The sequence below is a fragment of the Herbaspirillum sp. UBA812 genome (assembly GCF_002296545.1).
Lineage (GTDB): Bacteria > Pseudomonadota > Gammaproteobacteria > Burkholderiales > Burkholderiaceae_D > Herbaspirillum > Herbaspirillum huttiense.
Genome location: NZ_DBIC01000375.1, coordinates 1 through 18979, shown reverse-complemented (window position 1 = coordinate 18979; position 18979 = coordinate 1). Strand labels below are relative to the sequence as shown.

The 18979-nt window shown below is 63.2% G+C and carries 17 protein-coding genes and 1 pseudogene; 12 read left to right on the top strand and 6 right to left on the bottom strand.

Annotated features, from left to right (window positions below; all coding sequences use genetic code 11):
- Nucleotides 1–55 precede the first annotated feature (55 nt).
- Nucleotides 56–862: a 4-hydroxy-tetrahydrodipicolinate reductase gene (dapB, locus tag B3873_RS24765; RefSeq protein WP_039786793.1), complete on the bottom strand. Its 807-nt coding sequence runs from the start codon at nucleotides 860–862 to the stop codon at nucleotides 56–58.
- Nucleotides 863–907: 45 nt separating this feature from the next.
- On the bottom strand, nucleotides 908–1456 hold the full coding sequence (locus B3873_RS24760) for an outer membrane protein assembly factor BamE (protein ID WP_039786794.1): 549 nt from the start codon (nucleotides 1454–1456) through the stop codon (nucleotides 908–910).
- Between the two features lie 212 nt (nucleotides 1457–1668).
- Here B3873_RS24760 and fur point away from each other — a divergent pair, with 212 nt between their 5' ends.
- The gene (fur, locus tag B3873_RS24755) at nucleotides 1669–2094 is read left to right on the top strand and encodes a ferric iron uptake transcriptional regulator (RefSeq protein ID WP_034341048.1); all 426 of its coding nucleotides are present in this window, start codon (nucleotides 1669–1671) and stop codon (nucleotides 2092–2094) included.
- A gap of 120 nt (nucleotides 2095–2214) precedes the next feature.
- Here the strand turns inward: fur and hrcA are convergent, their stop codons facing one another.
- Together hrcA and B3873_RS24745 are read right to left on the bottom strand one after the other, a co-directional pair.
- Nucleotides 2215–3243 carry a heat-inducible transcriptional repressor HrcA gene (hrcA, locus tag B3873_RS24750; RefSeq protein ID WP_034341051.1) on the bottom strand — a complete coding sequence of 343 codons (1029 nt, stop codon included), beginning with the start codon at nucleotides 3241–3243 and terminating at the stop codon, nucleotides 2215–2217.
- A gap of 70 nt (nucleotides 3244–3313) precedes the next feature.
- Nucleotides 3314–4042, bottom strand: a complete 729-nt coding sequence (locus tag B3873_RS24745) for an HAD family hydrolase (RefSeq protein ID WP_286869666.1) — start codon at nucleotides 4040–4042, stop codon at nucleotides 3314–3316.
- Nucleotides 4043–4078: 36 nt separating this feature from the next.
- On the opposite strand from B3873_RS24745, the gene B3873_RS24740 reads away from it, so the two are divergent.
- The 6 genes from B3873_RS24740 to dnaJ all read left to right on the top strand — a co-directional run bounded on the left by B3873_RS24740 (nucleotide 4079) and on the right by dnaJ (nucleotide 12526).
- Nucleotides 4079–4996, top strand: coding sequence for an NAD kinase (locus B3873_RS24740; protein WP_039785185.1), 918 nt, complete (start codon nucleotides 4079–4081; stop codon nucleotides 4994–4996).
- Nucleotides 4997–5075: 79 nt separating this feature from the next.
- Nucleotides 5076–6722, top strand: a complete 1647-nt coding sequence (recN, locus tag B3873_RS24735; protein ID WP_286869663.1) for a DNA repair protein RecN — start codon at nucleotides 5076–5078, stop codon at nucleotides 6720–6722.
- Between the two features lie 44 nt (nucleotides 6723–6766).
- Nucleotides 6767–7876 (top strand): ferrochelatase, encoded by a 1110-nt coding sequence (gene hemH / locus B3873_RS24730; RefSeq protein ID WP_134221354.1) that lies wholly within the window; start codon nucleotides 6767–6769, stop codon nucleotides 7874–7876.
- Between the two features lie 601 nt (nucleotides 7877–8477).
- Nucleotides 8478–9047: a nucleotide exchange factor GrpE gene (gene grpE / locus B3873_RS24725; RefSeq protein ID WP_286869660.1), complete on the top strand. Its 570-nt coding sequence runs from the start codon at nucleotides 8478–8480 to the stop codon at nucleotides 9045–9047.
- Nucleotides 9048–9202: 155 nt separating this feature from the next.
- A complete protein-coding gene (gene dnaK, locus B3873_RS24720) occupies nucleotides 9203–11143 on the top strand; it encodes a molecular chaperone DnaK (RefSeq protein WP_121042962.1) in 1941 nt (646 codons plus the stop codon).
- A gap of 252 nt (nucleotides 11144–11395) precedes the next feature.
- A complete protein-coding gene (gene dnaJ, locus B3873_RS24715; RefSeq protein WP_039785194.1) occupies nucleotides 11396–12526 on the top strand; it encodes a molecular chaperone DnaJ in 1131 nt (376 codons plus the stop codon).
- 85 nt (nucleotides 12527–12611) lie between these two features.
- On the opposite strand, the gene panB is transcribed toward dnaJ, so the two are convergent.
- Both panB and B3873_RS24705 read right to left on the bottom strand, forming a co-directional pair.
- Entirely contained in the window at nucleotides 12612–13439 is an 828-nt protein-coding gene (gene panB, locus B3873_RS24710; RefSeq protein ID WP_134135504.1) for a 3-methyl-2-oxobutanoate hydroxymethyltransferase, read from the bottom strand.
- A 7-nt stretch (nucleotides 13440–13446) separates the two neighbouring features.
- Complete coding sequence (locus B3873_RS24705) at nucleotides 13447–14088, bottom strand: deoxynucleoside kinase (RefSeq protein WP_286869657.1); 642 nt, start codon at nucleotides 14086–14088, stop codon at nucleotides 13447–13449.
- 425 nt (nucleotides 14089–14513) lie between these two features.
- On the opposite strand from B3873_RS24705, the gene B3873_RS24700 reads away from it, so the two are divergent.
- From B3873_RS24700 to B3873_RS24680, 5 genes and pseudogenes are all read left to right on the top strand, one after another.
- Complete coding sequence (locus tag B3873_RS24700) at nucleotides 14514–15629, top strand: chemotaxis protein (protein ID WP_276837800.1); 1116 nt, start codon at nucleotides 14514–14516, stop codon at nucleotides 15627–15629.
- A 17-nt stretch (nucleotides 15630–15646) separates the two neighbouring features.
- Entirely contained in the window at nucleotides 15647–16015 is a 369-nt protein-coding gene (locus B3873_RS24695; RefSeq protein ID WP_039785198.1) for a response regulator, read from the top strand.
- A 42-nt stretch (nucleotides 16016–16057) separates the two neighbouring features.
- Complete coding sequence (locus B3873_RS24690) at nucleotides 16058–16372, top strand: STAS domain-containing protein (RefSeq protein ID WP_286869654.1); 315 nt, start codon at nucleotides 16058–16060, stop codon at nucleotides 16370–16372.
- Complete coding sequence (locus tag B3873_RS24685; RefSeq protein WP_286869652.1) at nucleotides 16369–18573, top strand: chemotaxis protein CheA; 2205 nt, start codon at nucleotides 16369–16371, stop codon at nucleotides 18571–18573. The genes B3873_RS24690 and B3873_RS24685 overlap by 4 nt, the downstream gene beginning before the upstream one ends.
- 41 nt (nucleotides 18574–18614) lie before the next feature.
- Nucleotides 18615–18979: pseudogene (locus B3873_RS24680) on the top strand (methyl-accepting chemotaxis protein); the annotation flags it as partial.

The window sequence follows — 18979 nt, the reverse complement described above, 5'->3', positions numbered from 1 at the left end:
CCGGACCTGGTGGGGCGCGGCAGCGTCGGGCATTTCCTGTGATTGCGGGCTCGGCTTACTTGAAGCCCAGCACATCCTGCATGTCATACAGGCCGGTGTCCTTGTCGGCCAGGAAGCGTGCGGCGCGCAGGCTGCCCATGGCGTACGAGACGCGGCTGGAGGACTTGTGCGAAATCTCGATGCGCTCGCCGATACCGGCAAACAGGACCGTGTGGTCACCGATGATGTCGCCGCCGCGCACGGTGGCAAAGCCGATGGAGGACGGATCGCGTTCACCGGTAACGCCTTCGCGGGCGTAGACGGCGACGTCGTCGAGCTTCTTGCCCAGCGCATCGGCGATGACTTCGCCCATCTTCAGCGCAGTGCCGGAGGGAGCGTCGACCTTGTGGCGGTGGTGGGCTTCGATGATCTCGATGTCGTAGCCGTGCGAGAAATTCTTGGCGGCCAGTTCCAGCAGCTTCAACGTGACGTTGACGCCCACGCTCATGTTGGGCGCGGCCATGACGGCGGTGCGCTTGGCGAATTCGGCGATGGCGGCTTTGCCTTCGGCCTCGAAACCGGTGGTGCCGATGACGACCTTCACGCCGTGGGCGGCGCAGTATTCCAGGTGTTTCAGCGTGCCTTCCGGACGGGTGAAATCGATCAGCACGTCAGCACCGGCCAGGCCGCGTGCCAGCTCGGATTCGATGATCACGCCGGTGGTCTTGCCCAGGAACAGGCCGGCATCGGTGCCGATGGCAGGCGAGGCGGGTGTATCCAGGGCGCCGGAGAGGTGCAGGCCCTCGGCATTGAGGATGGCTTCGATCAGCATGCGGCCCATGCGCCCGGAGGCGCCGGTCACCGCGATATTCAGTGCAGTCATGTAAAACTCGGAAGAAAGAAGTGCGAAGGACGGGGCTTGCCTGGCTTACTTGTTGGTGGCCGAGGAAGGCGCCACCGGCGAGGCGGGCTTGATCTCGCTGTCGTCCTTGGGTTTGTCGCTGAAGCCGGCCTTGGAACCGACCTTGGCGTCAGTGATCAGGGTCAGGTATTCGCTTTCGGTGGGCAGGTTCTGGCCGCCTTCGACGTGATCCAGCAGGTCATCCTTGAAGAACACCGAGACACGGCTGGTCATGATCTCGCCGTTGCCCTTGGCCAGACGGAAATCGTAGTCCCAGCGGTTGCTGTGGAACATGTCGGTCAGCAGCGGCGTGCCCAGCACGAAGCGCACCTGGTCACGGGTCAGGCCGGGGCGCAGTTGCGCCACCATTTCCTTGGAGACGAAGTTGCCTTGCTGGATGTCGATGCGGTAGGGCTTGAAGAAGCCGAACAGGCTGTTGCTCTTGCCGGTCACCTTCACGCCCGAGGTATCGGTGGGTGCTGCCTGTTCCGGTGCCTTGGTCGAGGAGCAGCCGGCCAGCGAGACGGCCAGTGCAGCCAGGACGCCGATGGCGGTGGTGTGATGACGGGACTTCATTCGGGAAAGCATGCGCATAAAGATTTCAACCGGGTTGAGCCATGAGCCTAAAGCGCTATATGATAAGCTAGAACTTACTTCTTAAATAGGCATGAGTGCGTTCCGGGTGTAAAAGGGCGTTCCCCACCGCCCCGCCGGAACGGTCCGCCAGGTCTTCCCAGTGGACCGCCGCGCCTGTTCGAGACCAGTAAAACCCGGGAACCCACTCTACCATGCCGAACAATCCATCCGAACTGAAGGCCAGCGGCCTGAAGGCGACCCTGCCGCGCCTGAAGATCCTCGAAATCTTCCAGAACACCTCCGTGCGCCATCTCAGCGCCGAAGACGTCTACAAACAATTGCTGTCCGACAACCTCGACGTTGGTCTGGCCACCGTCTACCGCGTGCTGACCCAGTTCGAACAGGCCGGCCTGCTCCAGCGCAATCACTTCGAGACCGGCAAGGCCGTCTTCGAACTCAACGAGGGCTCGCACCACGACCACCTGGTCTGCCTGGATTGCGGCAAGGTCGAGGAATTCTTCGACGCCGAAATCGAGAAGCGCCAGCTCAAGATTGCCCAGGAGCACGGTTTCGAGATCGCCGACCATGCCCTGGCCCTCTACGGTCATTGCAAAAACTGCAAGAAAGTGAAGAAGTAAGTTTGCTTCCGCTTGCCTGGCTTGATTCCGGCAAGGCTGCATGAAGGAAAATGTAAAAAAGCCATGTGAGGTCTCACATGGCTTTTTTGCGTCCTGGCCGGATGGTTGTGCTGGCCGGGATCAGTGCTGGCTCAAGGCGCTGGAAAGCAGCTTGGCGGTGATGTCGACGATGGGAATGACGCGTTCGTAGGCCATGCGGGTCGGCCCGATCACGCCCAGGGTACCGACGATGCGGCCGTTGACCTCGTAGGGGGCGGTGACGATGCTCATGTCGTCCATCGGCACCAGCTGAGATTCGCCGCCGATGAAGATCTGTACGCCCGTGGCCTTGCTGGACACATCCAGCAACTGCAAGAGCCCGGTCTTCTGCTCGAACATGTCGAACAGGCGGCGCAGCGAATTCATGTTGGAAGACAGGTCGGTCACCGACAGCAGGTTGCGTTCGCCGGAGATGACCACGTTGTTGTCGGCCTCTTCGTTCATGGCGTCGCTGCCGGCTTCGACCGCGGCCTGCATGAGCGCGGTCATGTCGTCGCGCAGCTGGCGCAGTTCGCCCTGCAGGTGGATGCGCACCTGGTCGAAGGACTGGCCGGCGTAATGCTGGTTGATGTAGTTGGCGGCCTGGGTCAGCTGGCTCGGGGTGTAGTCGACGTCGGTCAGGAGCATGCGGTTCTGCACGTCGCCGCCCTGGTCGACGATGACCAGCAGGATGCGCTTTTCCGACAGCCGCAGGAACTCGATCTGCTGGAACATCGATTCGCGCTTGGGCGTCATCACCACGCCGGCGAACTGCGACAGCGAGGACAGCACCTGGGCCGCATTGGTGATGATCTTCTGGGGCGAGCCGCTGTGCTGCAGGCGCGCCTGCAGGCGGCCTTCGAGGGCGCTCTCGTCGATGGCCTCGACGGTGAGCAGCGTGTCGACGAACATGCGATAGCCGCGCGGCGTGGGCACGCGGCCGGCCGAGGTGTGCGGGCTGGCGACGAAGCCCATCTCTTCGAGATCGGCCATGATGTTGCGGATGGTCGCCGGCGACAGTTCCAGGCCCGACAGTTTCGACAGGGCGCGCGAGCCCACTGGCTGGCCGTCGGCGATGTACCGTTCGACCAGGGCCTTCAGGAGTGTGCGGGCGCGGTTATCGAGTTGCATGGGCATATTCTAGCGGCATATCCGGTAAATGTGACGGCCGCGTCAGTTCTTCCAAAAATTGTACGAAGGTTCAGGCTTGCGCCTGCAGCCAGTCGTGCAGCTCATGCAGGTCGCGGCAGATGGCGTCGGGGGTGATGCCTTCGGGCAGGGTACGGTCGAAACGGTTCATCCATACTGCCCGCAAACCGGCCCGCTGCGCACCTTGCACGTCCAGCAGCGGATCGTCGCCGACATAGACGGTGGCTGCCGGGGCGACCTGCAGTGCCTCGCAGGCGGCGTGGAAGATGGCCGGGTCCGGTTTGGCGCGGCCGAAGCGATGCGCCGCAATCGAGACTCCGAAGTGCCCGGCCAGGCCGATGCACTCCAGGTCGGCAAAGCCGTTGGAGACCGAACCCAGCGTGAGCCGGCCCTTCATGCGCAACAGCGCCGGTTCGACGTCATCGAACAACGCCACCGTGCTGCGCGCTTCGGAGAACAGGGCCATGGCCGGATCGACCAGCGCCAGGTCCACGTCATGCTCGCGGAAGACCTCGGAGAGCGCCGTGTGGCGCAGCTTCCAGAGGTCGATGCGGTACATCGGGTTGGTCTTCATCAGGGCCATGCGGCGTTCGCGCAGGCTGGCAATGGTATGGGCCGCCACCACGGCGGGTGCATGCTCGCGCAGCCAGTCGTAGAGCAGGCCTTCGGCACGCACCAGCACCGGTTCGATGGCCCACAGGGTATCGTCGAGATCGAACAGGACCGCCTCGATGGGGGAGGGAGCGGGCGAGGAGGGCAGGGAGGAAGCGCTTGGTTTCATTACAATGTCATCTCAAATTATGGTCTAATCCGCAGCATGTGGCCCATCAAATTACCCGTTCAGGCAGCCGTACCCAAAACCGTCGCCATCGTCGGCAAGTTCCAGGCCGTCGGCATCGCGCAGATCTTGTCGGACATCGCGGTGTTCCTCGAGTCGCACGGCCACACCGTGGTCTTCGAGTCCGAGACTGCCGAGAACATCGCCCTGCAAGGCTATGACAGCATGACGCCCGAGCAGATCGGGCATCACGCCGACGTGGCCATCGTGGTCGGCGGCGACGGCACCATGCTCGGCATTGCGCGCCAGCTGGCACCCTACAACGTGCCGCTGATCGGCATCAACCAGGGGCGCCTGGGCTTCATCACTGATATCGCCCAGGACCGCATGATACCGGCTCTGGCCGACATGCTGGAAGGCAAGGTCGAAGCCGAGTCGCGTTCGCTGCTGGAAGCGCGGGTCTACCGCGAGGGCAGCGAGATCTTCCGGGCGCTGGCCCTGAACGATGTGGTGGTGGCGCGCGGCTCCACCTCCGGCATGGTCGAGCTGCGGGTGGAGGTCGATGGCCGCTTCATGTACAACCAGCGTTCCGATGGCCTCATCGTGGCCACGCCCACCGGTTCCACCGCCTATGCCTTGTCGGCCGGCGGCCCCATCCTGCATCCCAGCCTGCACGGGATCGTGATGGTGCCGATTTCTCCGCATTCGCTGTCCAACCGTCCCATCACGCTGTCGGATTCCTGCGAGATCGTGATCCAGGTGGTGGCCGGGCGCGAGGTCAGCGCCAACTTCGACATGCAATCCTTGACCAGCGTGCTGCATGGCGACCGCATCGTGATCCGCCGTTCGGCGCACAAGATCACTTTCCTGCATCCCGAGGGCTGGAGTTATTTCGATACCCTGCGCGAGAAGCTGCACTGGAATGAATACCCCTCCATAGAAGGCCGATTACAATAAGCGCGCATCAAGCCCGGCCATCGCGTGCCGGCTCGCTTGAGCATACTGGCCTGTCCGTCCAACCCGCTGCGAGACCACCATGCTGCGTACCTTAACGATTCGCGACTTCGTGATTGTCGATGCCATCGAGCTCGAATTCGCGCGCGGATTCTCCGTCTTCACCGGCGAAACCGGCGCCGGCAAATCCATCCTCATCGATGCCCTGGCGCTGGCCATGGGCGGACGGGGCGATCCCAGCGTGGTGCGCGAGGGCGCGGCCAAGGCGGATGTGAGCGCCGACTTCACCGCCACGCCGGAAGTGATGGCCTGGCTGGACGAACACGAATTCAGCGGCGAGCACGACGGCGTGCTGCTGCGCCGGGTGATCGACAATGCCGGCCGCAGCAAGGCCTACATCAACGGCAGCGCCGCCACCGCCGCGCAATTGCGCGAAGTCGGCGAGATGCTGGTGGACATCCACGGCCAGCATGCCCATCAATCCCTGATGAAAGCCGATGCCCAGCGCCAGTTGCTGGACAGCCAGGCCGGTCTGCTGGAACCTGCCCGCGAGGTGGCGGTTGCCTACAAGACCTGGCGCGCCCTGGCCCGCCAGCGTGAGCAGTTCGAGCAGGATGCGCGCAATGTGCTGCTGGAGCGCGAGCGCCTGGAGTGGCAGGTGGCCGAGCTGCACAAGCTGGCCGTCAAGCCCGGCGAATGGGCTGACATCAGCACCGAGCACAGTCGGCTGTCGCATGCCGCGGCGCTTATTGGTGGCGCGCAGGAGGCGCTGGGCGTGATCTCGGAATCGGAGTCGCCGATCCTCTCGCAACTCTCCTCGATCACGCAGAAGCTGACCAAGCTGGTCGATGTCGATATTGCCCTGAAGCCGGTGCTCGATGCGCTGGAACCGGCGCAGATCCAGCTGCAGGAAGCGGTCTATGCCTTGAATGATTATCTCGGCCGCGTTGAACTCGACCCCGCGCGCCTGCAGGAAGTGGAAGAGCGCCTGGAAGCCATCCATTCGACCGCCCGCAAATTCCACGTGCAGCCCGATGAGCTGCCCGAGGAGCATCGCAAGCTCTCCGAAGAATTGAAGCAACTGGCCGATGCCAGCGACCTCGATGCTCTGCGCGCGCAGGAAGACAAGCTCAAGCAAGCCTATCTGGCGCAGGCGCAGAAACTCTCCAAGGCGCGCGCCAAGGCCGCGGCCGCATTGGGCGAGGCGGTCACGGCCGCCATGCAGGATCTGTCGATGGCCGGTGGACGCTTCGAGATCGCGCTCAATGAAGTGGAGCCTGCCGCTTACGGGCTGGAACAGGTGGAATTCCTGGTGGCCGGCCACGCCGGCGTGGCGCCGCGCGCACTGGCCAAAGTGGCCTCGGGCGGTGAACTGGCGCGCATCTCGCTGGCCATCTCGGTGATCGCCTCGGCCGCCACCACGGTACCGACCCTGATCTTCGATGAAGTCGACAGCGGCATCGGCGGTGCCGTCGCCGAAGTGGTCGGACGGCTCTTGAAGCGTCTCGGCCAGGAGCGCCAGGTGCTGAGCGTGACGCACTTGCCGCAGGTGGCCAGCCAGGCCAACCAGCACTACCAGGTCAAGAAGCGCAGCGAGGGCGGCAAGACCCTCTCCGACATCGACGGGCTGGACCCCAAGGCGCGCGTGGAAGAAATTGCCCGCATGCTGGGCGGACTGGAAATCACGGCCACCACGCGCAAGCATGCGCGCGAGCTGCTGGCTTCCTGATCGCCTTCACACCAAGAACATCAAGAAACCCAAGCTCAACGACCATGCCCTTCCGCAAAGAACCTCCCTACACCCACGGCAGCCCGGCCTCCACCGCCGTGGTGCTGGTCAATCTCGGCACGCCCGATGCGCCCAATGCAGGCGCGCTGCGACGCTACCTCAAGCAATTCCTGTCGGACCCGCGTGTAGTGGAAATCCCGCGTGCGGTGTGGTGGTTCATTCTCAACGGCATCATCCTGCCCTTCCGCTCCTCCAAGTCGGCCGAGAAATACGCCAGCATCTGGACCGAGGAAGGCTCGCCGCTGCGCGTGCATACACAGCGCCAGGCCGCTGCGCTGGCGGTGCAACTGGCCGGGCGCGGCCATCATCAGTTGCAGGTGGTGTATGCCATGCGCTATGGCACGCCGTCGCTGCCCGAAGTGCTGGATCAGCTGAAGCAACAGGGCTGCACGCGCATCCTGGTGCTGCCGGCCTATCCGCAGTATTCGGGCACGACCACCGCTTCCATCTTCGATGCTGTCTTCGACCATTACCGGCAGGTGCGCAACATTCCCGAGCTGCGCCTGATCCGCAACTATCACGACCAGGATGCCTACATCCAGGCGCTGCGCCAGTCGGTGCTGGATCACTGGGACCTGCACGGCCGGCCGGACAAGCTGCTGATGAGCTTCCACGGCGTGCCCAAGCGCACGCTGATGCTGGGTGACCCTTACCATTGCGAGTGCTACAAGACCGCCCGCCTGCTGGCGGAGTCGCTGGGGCTGACCGATGAGCAGTATCAGGTCACCTTCCAGTCGCGCTTCGGCAAGGCCGAATGGCTGCAGCCTTACACCGCGCCCACCGCCCAGGAACTGGGCCGGCAAGGCGTGCGCCGCATCGATGTGATGTGTCCCGGTTTCACCAGCGACTGCCTGGAAACCCTGGAAGAAATCGCCATGGAAGTGAAGGAAGACTTCCTGCACGCAGGCGGCAAGGAGTTTCACTTCATCCCCTGCCTGAATGAATCACCGGCCTGGATCAACGGCATGGTGGAGATCGTCGAGCAGCACCTGGCCGGCTGGCCGACCATGAGCAATGCCGCCGCCCGCGAAGAGATGGCGCGCCAGCAGGCGATCGCCGCAGAGCGGGCAAAAGCACTCGGCGCGGATCGCTGATTTTTCAGAAAGCTTCATATCGACCGCCGACCTGTGGCGGTCAGCGCCCTTCAGCCTGCTAAAATGGCAGGCTGAACGCCTTTACTGTCGCTGATGTTGTCTGTCCGGCAATGATCTTGCCTGGTGCAGGGCGACCAGATCGTTCATACAAGAAAAAAACCGGGGGGTAGCGGCGCTCAGAGCGTGTATTCGCTCACCAGATGCGTATAGCTGATCCAGGCAGTAGCCAGCAGGCTGTACAGGGCAACGAAGATAATGGCCGCAATCAGTGGCAGTTTCATGATGACACCTTGTTGGCGCGACAAGCGATGAGGGGAAGTGGAAATGCCGTCAAACGAGCCTGCCCCAAAGGGCGGGAACTCGAATTCAGTTTAGGTCGGGGTCGAATTAACTTGAAGTCAGACCCCGTAATTTCTGTAAGCGCGCGTAACATTTTTCTTCTTGAAATCGCAGAAACAGGCAAAAAGTCGCCGGAAAGTGCCAAAAAGCCCTTGAAAAAGCAGGGACATGCCCTACTTGTGCCGCATCCCTTGGCGGACGGCGCTTCACATCAGGCTGCCGCACGCACGTAAATCATTGATTTGTTGGAGGTAATTCAGGAATGCAAGACATGGAAAAACAGGAAAACCCATCCGTCCAGCAAGACAACCAGGCTGCTGACGCCGCTGCTGCCACCGCCGCCGAGCAGGCTGCTCCGGCTGCCGCTGCCGAGCCCACGCTGGAAGACAAGCTGGCCGCAGCCGAAGCAAAGGCTGCCGAGATGCAGGACGCCTTCCTGCGTGCCCGTGCCGAAGGCGAGAACATCCGCCGCCGTGCTCAGGAAGACATCGCCAAGGCTCACAAGTTCGCCATCGAGGGCTTCGCCGAATCGCTGCTGGCGGTCAAGGACAGCCTGGAAATGGCCCTGAAGATCGAAAACGCCTCGCTGGAATCGCTCAAGGAAGGCGTGGACATGACCTTGAAGCAACTCTCCTCGGCCTTCGAGAAGAACAAGCTGCAGGAAGTCAGCCCGCAAACCGGCGAGAAGCTCGACCCGATGAAGCACCAGGCCGTCTCGGCCGTGCCGGCCGAGCAGGAAGCCAACACGGTGGTTGCCGTGCTGCAAAAAGGCTATATGATTTCCGACCGTCTGCTGCGTCCGGCGCTGGTGACGGTGGCCCAGGGAAAGTAAGCGGACCGGCGCCGGAAGGGAAAAGAGGCAAACGGCATCATTTTTGCTTCATCCGGTGGTTCCGGCGCTTGAAAGTCCATCTTTCCTCCACATATTCAAACCATTCAAAACACCTGTAGCCCGACATCCAGGGCTGAAAGAACGAAGGAAAAATCATGGGAAAAATCATTGGTATTGACCTGGGCACCACCAACTCTTGCGTTTCCGTCATGGAAGGCAACCAGCCCAAGGTGATCGAGAACTCCGAAGGCGCGCGTACCACGCCTTCCATCATTGCGTATCAGGAAGACGGCGAAATCCTGGTCGGCGCACCCGCCAAGCGCCAGGCCGTCACCAACCCGAAGAACACTATCTACGCCGCCAAGCGCCTGATCGGCCGCAAGTTCACCGAGAAAGAAGTGCAGAAGGACATCAACCTGATGCCCTACCAGATCGTGGCCGCCGACAACGGCGACGCCTGGATCGGCGTGCGCGACAAGAAGCTGGCCCCGCCGCAGATTTCCGCTGAAGTCCTGCGCAAGATGAAGAAGACCGCCGAAGACTACCTGGGCGAAGAAGTCACCGAAGCCGTCATCACGGTTCCGGCCTACTTCAACGACGCCCAGCGCCAGGCCACCAAGGACGCCGGCCGCATCGCCGGTCTGGACGTCAAGCGCATCATCAACGAGCCGACCGCAGCGGCGCTGGCGTTCGGCCTGGATAAGGCTGAAAAGGGTGACCGCAAGATCGCCGTGTATGACCTGGGCGGCGGTACTTTCGACGTGTCCATCATCGAAATCGCTGACGTCGATGGCGAAAAGCAGTTCGAAGTGCTGTCCACCAACGGTGACACCTTCCTGGGCGGCGAAGACTTCGACCAGCGCCTGATCGACTACATCATCGAGGAATTCAAGAAGATCAATGGCCTGGACCTGTCCAAGGACGCCATCGCCCTGCAGCGCATCAAGGCTTCGGCCGAACGCGCCAAGATCGAGCTGTCGTCCTCGCAACAGACCGAGATCAACGAGCCCTACATCGCCATGGCCAATGGCGCGCCGGTCCACCTCAACCTGAAGATCACCCGCGCCAAGCTGGAGTCCCTGGTCGAGGAACTGATCGCCAAGACCATCGAACCCTGCCGTACCGCCATCAAGGATGCCGGTGTGAAGGTGTCTGACATCGACGACGTGATCCTGGTCGGCGGCATGACCCGCATGCCCAAGGTCATCGAGAAGGTGAAGGAATTCTTCGGCAAGGATCCGCGCCGTGACGTGAACCCCGACGAAGCCGTGGCCGTCGGTGCCGCCATCCAGGGTTCGGTCCTCTCGGGCGACCGCAAGGACGTGCTGCTGCTGGACGTGACCCCGCTGTCGCTGGGTATCGAAACCATGGGCGGCGTCATGACCAAGATGATCAAGAAGAACACCACCATCCCGACCAAGTTCAGCCAGGTGTTCTCCACTGCCGACGACAACCAGCCGGCCGTGACCATCAAGGTCTACCAGGGCGAGCGTGAAATGGCCGTGGGCAACAAGGCCCTGGGCGAATTCAACCTGGAAGGCATCCCGCCGGCACCGCGCGGCACCCCGCAGATCGAAGTGACCTTCGACATCGACGCCAACGGCATCCTGCACGTGGGCGCCAAGGACAAGGCCACCGGCAAGGAAAACAAGATCACCATCAAGGCCAACTCCGGCCTGAATGAAGAAGAGATCGAAAAGATGGTGCGCGACGCCGAAGCCAACGCCGAGGAAGACAAGCGCCTGAAGGAACTGGCCGAGACCCGCAACCAGGGTGATGCGCTGGTGCACTCGACCAAGAAGGCCCTGGGCGAATACGGCGACAAGCTGGAAGCCGGTGAGAAGGAAGTCATCGAAGCCGCCATCAAGAACCTGGAAGAAGCCCTGAAGGGTGACGACAAGGCCACCATCGATGCCAAGACCGAAGCCCTGTCGACCGCGGCGCAGAAGCTGGGCGAGAAGATGTACGCCGACCAGCAGGCGCAAGCCGCTGCCGCCGGTGGTGCTGCGGGCGCCGCAGGTGCTCAGGCCGGTGCCGCCGGTGCAGCCCCGAAGGACGACAACGTGGTCGACGCCGACTTCAAGGAAGTGAAGTAATCCGGGACTGACGCCTCGTTTCATCGGAGGTCAGCGCTCGCGCCCGGGTGCGGTTTTTCCGCAGCCCGGGCGGATTTTTGAGAAGCATCCACCCGGCCGGGTTGTTTTTTCGGCCAGGCCGGTACGCCGAGTCCGCAGTCAAAAGCTGAACTCGGCTTTTTCACATTGTTGGTTTCCGGTCGTGCTTGCGCGGCCGCAGATGCAGGCCATCGCAGCAGCGACGGAACACAATAACAAGGTGGGTTATACAACATGGCAAAACGCGATTTTTACGAAGTGCTCGGACTGGCGAAGAACGCCAGCGACGACGAAATCAAGAAGGCTTATCGCAAGCTGGCGATGAAGTACCATCCTGACCGCAACCCGGACAGCAAGGGTGCGGAAGACAAGTTCAAGGAGGTCAAGGAAGCCTACGAGATGCTGTCGGACCCGCAGAAGCGCGAGGCCTACGACCGCTACGGCCATGCCGGCGTCGACCCCAACATGGGTGGTGGCGGCGGTGCCGGCGCGGGCGGCTTTGCCGATGCCTTCGGCGACATCTTCGGCGATATCTTTGGCGGCGGCGGCGGTGGTCGCGGCCGCAGCTCCGGCCCGCAGGTCTATCGCGGCGCCGACCTGCGCTACAACCTGGAAATCACGCTGGAACAGGCTGCGCACGGCTTCGACACCACCATCCGCGTGCCGTCCTGGGATCAGTGCGATACCTGCCACGGCAGCGGTGCCAAGCCCGGCACCTCTCCGGTCACTTGCACCACCTGCGGCGGTCATGGCCAGGTGCGCATGCAGCAGGGCTTCTTCAGCATCCAGCAGACCTGCCCCAAGTGCCACGGCAGCGGCAAGATCATTCCGGAACCCTGCACCACCTGCGCCGGTGCCGGCCGCATCAAGCGCAACAAGACGCTGGAAGTGAAGATCCCCGAAGGCATCGACGATGGCATGCGCATCCGTTCCTCCGGCAACGGTGAACCGGGCGTCAATGGCGGTCCCCCGGGCGACCTGTATGTGGAAATTCACATCAAGCCGCACGACGTGTTCCAGCGCGATGGCGACGACCTGCATTGCGAGATGCCGATCTCCTTCGCCAAGGCGGCACTGGGTGGCGAGATCGAAGCGCCGACCCTGAATGGCAAGGCCTCCTTCTCGATTCCCGAAGGGACCCAGAGCGGCAAGACCTTCCGCCTGCGCGGCAAGGGCATCAAGGGCGTGCGTTCCGGTTACGCGGGCGACCTGTTCTGCCACGTCGTGGTGGAAACCCCGGTCAAGCTGACCGATCGCCAGAAGGAACTGCTGCGCGAGTTCGAGCAGCTCACCACCGAAGGCGGCGCCAAGCACAGCCCGCAGACCAAGACCTGGAAGGACAAGGTCAAGGAATTCTTCGAGTAATCAGCAGCATCTGCATCATCGGCAGCAAAGCAAAAGGCCAGCGATCTCGCTGGCCTTTTTCTTGTCCACAGCCTGAATCAAGGCCTCAGAAGCAATGCTCCTGCGCAGGGAAGCTGCCATCCTTCACGGCCGCCACATAGTGGCGCACCGCCTCCTCGATGCCGCTGGCCCCATCCATGAAGTTGCGCACGAAGCGGCTCTTGTGGCCCGGGAACACGCCCAGCATGTCATGCATCACCAGCACCTGGCCCGAGCAATCGGGGCCGGCGCCAATGCCGATGGTGGGGATGGCCAGGCGGTCGGTCACTTCCTTGCCCAGCGTGGCCGGCACCGCTTCGATGACCACCAGCGAAGCGCCCGCCTGCTGTACCGCCAGCGCATCCGCATGCAGCTGCGTGGCGCCATCGCTGGTCTTGCCCTGCACCTTGAAGCCACCCAGCTGGTGCACCGACTGGGGTGTCAGGCCGATGTGTGCGCATACCGGGATGCCGCGCTCGGTGAGGAACTTGATGGTATCGGCCAGCCACACGCCGCCTTCCAGCTTGACCATCTGCGCGCCCGCCTGCATCAGCAGCGCGGCGTTGCGGAAGGCTTCCTCGCGGGTCGGGTAGGTGCCGAAGGGCAGGTCGGCGATGATCAGCATGGTGCGGGTGCCGCGCGCGACGGCCGCCGTGTGATAGGCCACATCCTGGATCGTCACCGGCAGGGTTGAATCATGGCCCTGGCAGACCATGCCCAGGGAGTCGCCGATCAGCACCGTTTCCAGCCCGGCGCGCTCCATGAGCGTGGCGAAGCTGGCGTCATAACAGGTCAGCATGCTGATCTTGTCGCCTTTGGCGCGCATCGCCTGCAGGGTGTGGGTGGTCACCGGCTTGGCGCGTGCCGCGCCCGATTCCTGAAGATAGCCTGCCATGAAAGATTCAACCTCCGTGATTGAGAAAGGCGCGCGGCCCGTGCATCTCCTGGATGTGCTGCAGCAGGATGGCCAGATCGGCATCGCTGTGGGCCGGATCCAGATGCTCGGTGTTGACGGTCAGTACCGGCGCGTCTTGGTAATGATAGAAAAATTGACTGTAGCACTCCGACAGCCGTTGCAGGTAATCCAGGGAGATGGCTTCCTCCATGGCGATCCCGCGCGCGGCGATGCGGGTCTGCAGAACATCGGCCGGTGCCTGCAGGTGGATCACCAGGTCCGGCACCCGCGCTTTGGGCTGCAACTGGCGATACAAGGCGTCATAGAGCGCCAGTTCATCGCCAGCCAGGGTCAGCTGTGCGAACAGGATGTTCTTTTCCAGCATGAAGTCGGCAATGAAGCGTCCCTCCAGCTGCGCCGGATCCAGCGGTGCCTGCAACTGCCTCATGCGCTGCAGGAGGAAAAAAACCTGGGTCTGGAAGGCATGCCGTGCAGCATCCCGGTAAAACTCCGCCAGGAAGGGATTGCCTTCCGGCTGCTCCAGCACGGCCTGTGCGCCCCAGAGCGCCGACAGGCGCGTGGCCAGCGAAGTCTTGCCAGCCCCGATCGGGCCGTCGATTGCGATATAGCGATAGCTTTCCAGTTCCATGGTGTCTTTCCCCCGGCACGCCGGGTGCGGCATTGTAGTTGATTTCATTGCGGCCGGCCTGAATGGTCGACCTGGCTTTTTGTTGATTCTTGGCAACTTTCCGATGATTGTCCGTTGGTGCAGACAACTCAACCGGAATTCGGCCTTTATTCCACGCAAGGCGAGACCCGGGCAGCCAGCACAATAGGCTGTGGGTCAGTGCGCGCAGGATAGACCCGCTGCAAGCGCCATTAGTGCCGGGCGGCGGTGGGTGCCGGAGGTGCTGAATCGCCTTTGCCGCCGCCAACTTCGCCTGCGCACCGGGCGGGGTTGCCAAAGAAGCGCGCATCGTTGCCGTAAACACCGTCAAGGGCGGGCTGTGTGCATCGCGATCATGGCCGTGCGGTTTGCCCCGAGCTGACAACAACCAACAGGAAAACGTGGCTGTGAAATCGCTTCGCAATATCTTGCCGATGCTGTGCCTGGTGAATCTGCTGCTGTTCATGATGCTGGCCCAACACTGGTGGCTGGGGGCACTGGTCGGCCTGCTGATCGGCGGGGCCTTCTACCTGACTTGCCTGCCCGCCCCGGCGGTGCCCGCCATGGCCGCGCCGCAGTCATCCTTGCCACCTGCGGCAGGGCTTGCTGCTGCCGGGCTGCCGATAGAGCCGGTGATGGCAGCCGAGCCGGCTGGCGCAGTTGAGAGCACCGCGCCCCTGGCCGAACTGGTCCGCGAAGTGCTGCCGGTGTGGCAGGGCAATGTGCAACTGGCGCGGGCCCAGACGCAATCGGCCATTGACGGCTTGACGGCCCGCTTCGTCGGCATCCACGAGCGCCTGGGCGGCGCACTGGACCCCGCCCGACATAGCGCCAATGGCGAGATCCTGCAGACCGTGCAGCACGCTGCTGAACAATTGGGTGCGATTGCCTCGGCGCTGGAAGGCATGCTGGCCTCGCGCCAGGTGCTGGTGACCAAGTTCGACAGCCTGATGGCGGCCAATGACGAGATTCGCCGCCTGGCCCAGCAGAACGAGCAACTGGCCGGCCAGACCGGCGTGACTGATCTGCTCAGCGACGAGCAGAGCTGGCAGGAACTGGCCGAGCGCTCGGCCGAGAACAGCCGCCAGATCGCTGCCCGCGCCAAGAGCGCGCGCCAGCAGATCATGGCGGCCATCGGTGCCACCGGGGATGCGGCTGATACCGAAGGGATCGCCGAAAACTCGCGCGCCGTGATCGACCAGATCATCGCCGACTTCCGCCACTCCGCCATGAAGCTCACCACGACCATGGAAACGCTGGAAGACGAAGGCCGCGAAGTCGACCGCGAAGTATGCGACATCCTGGTACACCTGCAATTCCAGGACCGCATCAGCCAGATCCTGGATCACGTGCAGCAGGACATCCTGCGCCTGCGCAGCGCGGCCGCCGAGGCGCGGGCGCTGCCCTCGCCGCAGCAGTGGCTGACTGATCTTGAAAAGACCTATACCACCCAGGAACAACGCCAGATGCATGCCGGCCAGCAGGGCCATCCCGCGCCACCGTCGCAGGTGGATTTTTTCTGAGATCACGAGGCACCGAGATGGAAAAATGCATATTGATCGTCGACGATTCCTTCAGCCTGCGGCAGACCATCACGGCGGCCCTGAAGAGCGCCGGCTATCAGGTCGAAGAAGCGGCTGACGGCCTGGAAGCGCTCAAGAAACTGGATGGCCGCAAGTTCAATCTGGTCATTTCCGACCTCAACATGCCCAATCTGGATGGCCTGTCCTTCGTGCGCGAGATGAAGCAGATGCCCGCCTACAAATTCACCCCCGTCATCATGCTGACCACCGAAAGCAGCGAAGCGCGCAAGCAGGAAGGCAAGGCCGCCGGCATCCGCGCCTGGGTGCACAAGCCCTTCCTGCCGCCGGTGCTGCTCGATGCCGTGGCCAAGCTGGTACAGCCGTAAGGCACACCACGGACCCTTGAAGAGAATGCCGAGAACCCGACGATGCCGCTGACGTATTCCGTGCAAGAGGACAGGCTGCTGCTCACCGTGAGCGGCGGACTGACCATTTTCCAGGCGGCCGAGCGCAAGCCGGAGCTGCTGCACGCCCTGACGCTGCCGCAGACGCAGGTGGTGCTCGACCTGTCCGGCGTGGATGAGCTGGACACGGCCGGCATCCAGCTGCTGCTGCTGTTGCGGCGCGAGCTGGCCGCCAGTGGACGGCAGCTGGAAATCGGTGTCTACAGTCCGGCCGTGCTGGCCACGCTGGACCTGCTGCAATTGCATGAGCGCTTCAGCCCTGCCGTGGAGGCCGCATGAAAAAGGACTCCGCCCGCGACGCCGTCGTCCAGGAAGCCCGCGAACTGCTCGTGGCCATGGAAGCGGCCTTGCTGCAGATCGAGATGGAGGGACCGAGCCGCGACAGCATCAACGCCATCTTCCGCGCCGCCCATACCATCAAGGGTTCGGCCGGCCTGTTCGCCTTCGACAGCATCGTGCAGTTCACGCATCAGGTGGAGCATGTGCTGGATCTGGTCCGTGAAGAACGCCTGCCCCTGAACGCGCCCATGATGTCGTTGCTGCTGCAGTGTGGCGATTACGTCAGTGATCTGGTCGATGCCATCGAGCGCAACCAGGAAGCCGAGGAGCCCAATGCCGAACGCCGTGCCACGCTGCTGGCTGCACTGGCCGAGGTCGCGCAGTCGGCCAGCGCACCGGGCGAGGCCGCCAGCGAGCCGGCGCGGCTGCTGCAGCGGCTCACCGGCAGTGCCTCGGCGGACGCGGCCCACGGCGGCGATGCCCACCGGGACGCGGCCCTGCAGGCGACGGCCGATTATCCCTACTGGCACCTGTCGCTGCAGTTCAATGAGAATGTCCTGCGTGATGGACTCGATCCCCTGTCTTTCCTGCACTACCTGCGTTCGCTGGGCCGCATCGTCGCCATCCTGCCGGTGGAGGCAGACATTCCCGAAGCGGCGGCCATGGATGCCGAGAGCTGCTACCTGGGCGTGGAAATCTGCCTGGCCTCCGACTCCACCCGGCAGACGCTGGAAGACGTGTTCGAATTCGTACGCGATGACAGCCGCATCGATATCCTGCCGCCGCAGAGTCCCCTGGCGGCGTATGCGACGGTGCTGCAGCGGCTCGCCCCCGACGATGCGGCGCGCCTGGCCACCCAATGGCGCAGCCTGGACTTGTTCAACGAAGCCCAATGGCGCTGCCTCGGCGCAGCCACGCTCGCTGACGCCGCCGCCCCCGCAGTGCCGGTGGCCGCGCCCGGCGCCGGTGCGCGGCCGCGCCCGCTGGACGAGCGGCGTGCGCAGGAACAGAAGTTCATCAAGATCGAGGTCTCCAAGCTGGACCAGCTGATCGACCTGGTGGGCGAGCTGGTCATCGCCGGTGCCAGTGCGCGCCTGATTGCCCGACGCCGCAAGGACAGCCAGTTCGAGGAGGCCACTCAGGCCATCGACAGCCTGATGGAACAGATCCGCGATGCCGCGCTCACGTTGCGGATGGTGCAGATCAATGAGGTGTTCCAGCGCTTCCCGCGCATCGTGCGCGACATCGCCCGCGATCTCGACAAGGATATCGATCTCACCATGACCGGCTCCGAGACCGAGCTGGACAAATCCATGGTGGAGCGCCTGGCTGATCCGCTGATGCACATCGTGCGCAATGCCATCGACCACGGCATCGAGCCTGCCGCCGAGCGCATTGCCGCCGGCAAGCCGGCCAAGGCCTCGCTGCGGCTCAATGCCATGCATGAATCCGGCAGCGTGCTGGTGGAGGTGATGGACGATGGCCGGGGCATGGATCGCACGCGCATTCTGGAAAAGGCCATCGCCCAAGGATTGACGACGCCGGAGGCCGAACTCAGCGATGCCGAGATCTACCGCTTCGTCTTCGAGCCCGGCTTTTCCACCGCCGAGCAGGTCACCGAACTTTCCGGACGCGGTGTCGGCATGGATGTGGTCAAGCGCAACATCGATGCCCTGCAGGGCGAGGTGGCCATCGATACCGAACCTGGGCGTGGCACCGTGGTCCGCATCCGCCTGCCGCTGACACTGGCCATCATCTCGGGCTTCCAGGTGGTGGTCGGCAATGCGGTGTTCGTGATTCCGCTGGACATGGTGGTGGAGTGCATCGACATGCCGCCGCGCCAGAACGGCAGCCATATCGTCGCGGTCCGTGGCGAGCCTTTGCCGTTTGTCCCGCTGCGCGAGCTGTTCGATCTGCCGGCACGCGAACAGGCGCGTGCGCGCAAGAGCCTGGTAATCGTCCAGTACGGACAATTGCGCGCCGGATTGCTGGTCGATGGCTTGCTGGGCGAGTGCCAGGCGGTGATCAAACCGCTGGGGCGGCTGTTCGGCAAGGTCAAGGGATTGTCGGGATCGACCATCCTGGGTGATGGCCGGGTCGCGCTGATCCTGGATATTCCGCACCTGGTGCAGCACACCCAGCAACAGGAACAAGGCAATACGGCGGCCTACGCCGAACGCAGTGTGGCGTCGGCACCATGACGGGCCCGATCAAGGGACCCGCACCACGAGGGGAAGCGAGCATGCAAGAATCGATGACCAACAGGATGAGCATCAAGCAGATCTTCATCTGGCTGGCTGTAGTCCTGTCCATCCTGGTGGCGGTGGTGATCAGTCTCACCGATACGCTGCGCCAGGCCAATACTGCGCTGGAGCAAGCGCATCAGTCCCGCTACGACTCCGCCGCGCTGGCCAATGAACTGCGCCGCACCACCGAGGACATGACCAAGTTCGCGCGCGCCTACGTGACCACGGGCGACCCCAACGACGAGGATCGCTATTACATGATCCTGGACATCCGCAATGGCAAGCGCGCGCGGCCTTCCAACTACGACCGCTTCAACTGGGATCTGGTCAGTGCCCGCAAACTGCCGGTGGAGGCGGGTGA

Coding starts and splice junctions, on each gene's coding strand:
- dapB (WP_039786793.1), bottom strand. CDS start 862: ATGACTGCACTGAATATCGCGGTGACCGGCGCCTCCGGGCGCATGGGC.
- B3873_RS24760 (WP_039786794.1), bottom strand. CDS start 1,456: ATGAAGTCCCGTCATCACACCACCGCCATCGGCGTCCTGGCTGCACTG.
- fur (WP_034341048.1), top strand. CDS start 1,669: ATGCCGAACAATCCATCCGAACTGAAGGCCAGCGGCCTGAAGGCGACC.
- hrcA (WP_034341051.1), bottom strand. CDS start 3,243: ATGCAACTCGATAACCGCGCCCGCACACTCCTGAAGGCCCTGGTCGAA.
- B3873_RS24745 (WP_286869666.1), bottom strand. CDS start 4,042: ATGAAACCAAGCGCTTCCTCCCTGCCCTCCTCGCCCGCTCCCTCCCCC.
- B3873_RS24740 (WP_039785185.1), top strand. CDS start 4,079: ATGTGGCCCATCAAATTACCCGTTCAGGCAGCCGTACCCAAAACCGTC.
- recN (WP_286869663.1), top strand. CDS start 5,076: ATGCTGCGTACCTTAACGATTCGCGACTTCGTGATTGTCGATGCCATC.
- hemH (WP_134221354.1), top strand. CDS start 6,767: ATGCCCTTCCGCAAAGAACCTCCCTACACCCACGGCAGCCCGGCCTCC.
- grpE (WP_286869660.1), top strand. CDS start 8,478: ATGCAAGACATGGAAAAACAGGAAAACCCATCCGTCCAGCAAGACAAC.
- dnaK (WP_121042962.1), top strand. CDS start 9,203: ATGGGAAAAATCATTGGTATTGACCTGGGCACCACCAACTCTTGCGTT.
- dnaJ (WP_039785194.1), top strand. CDS start 11,396: ATGGCAAAACGCGATTTTTACGAAGTGCTCGGACTGGCGAAGAACGCC.
- panB (WP_134135504.1), bottom strand. CDS start 13,439: ATGGCAGGCTATCTTCAGGAATCGGGCGCGGCACGCGCCAAGCCGGTG.
- B3873_RS24705 (WP_286869657.1), bottom strand. CDS start 14,088: ATGGAACTGGAAAGCTATCGCTATATCGCAATCGACGGCCCGATCGGG.
- B3873_RS24695 (WP_039785198.1), top strand. CDS start 15,647: ATGGAAAAATGCATATTGATCGTCGACGATTCCTTCAGCCTGCGGCAG.
- B3873_RS24690 (WP_286869654.1), top strand. CDS start 16,058: ATGCCGCTGACGTATTCCGTGCAAGAGGACAGGCTGCTGCTCACCGTG.
- B3873_RS24685 (WP_286869652.1), top strand. CDS start 16,369: ATGAAAAAGGACTCCGCCCGCGACGCCGTCGTCCAGGAAGCCCGCGAA.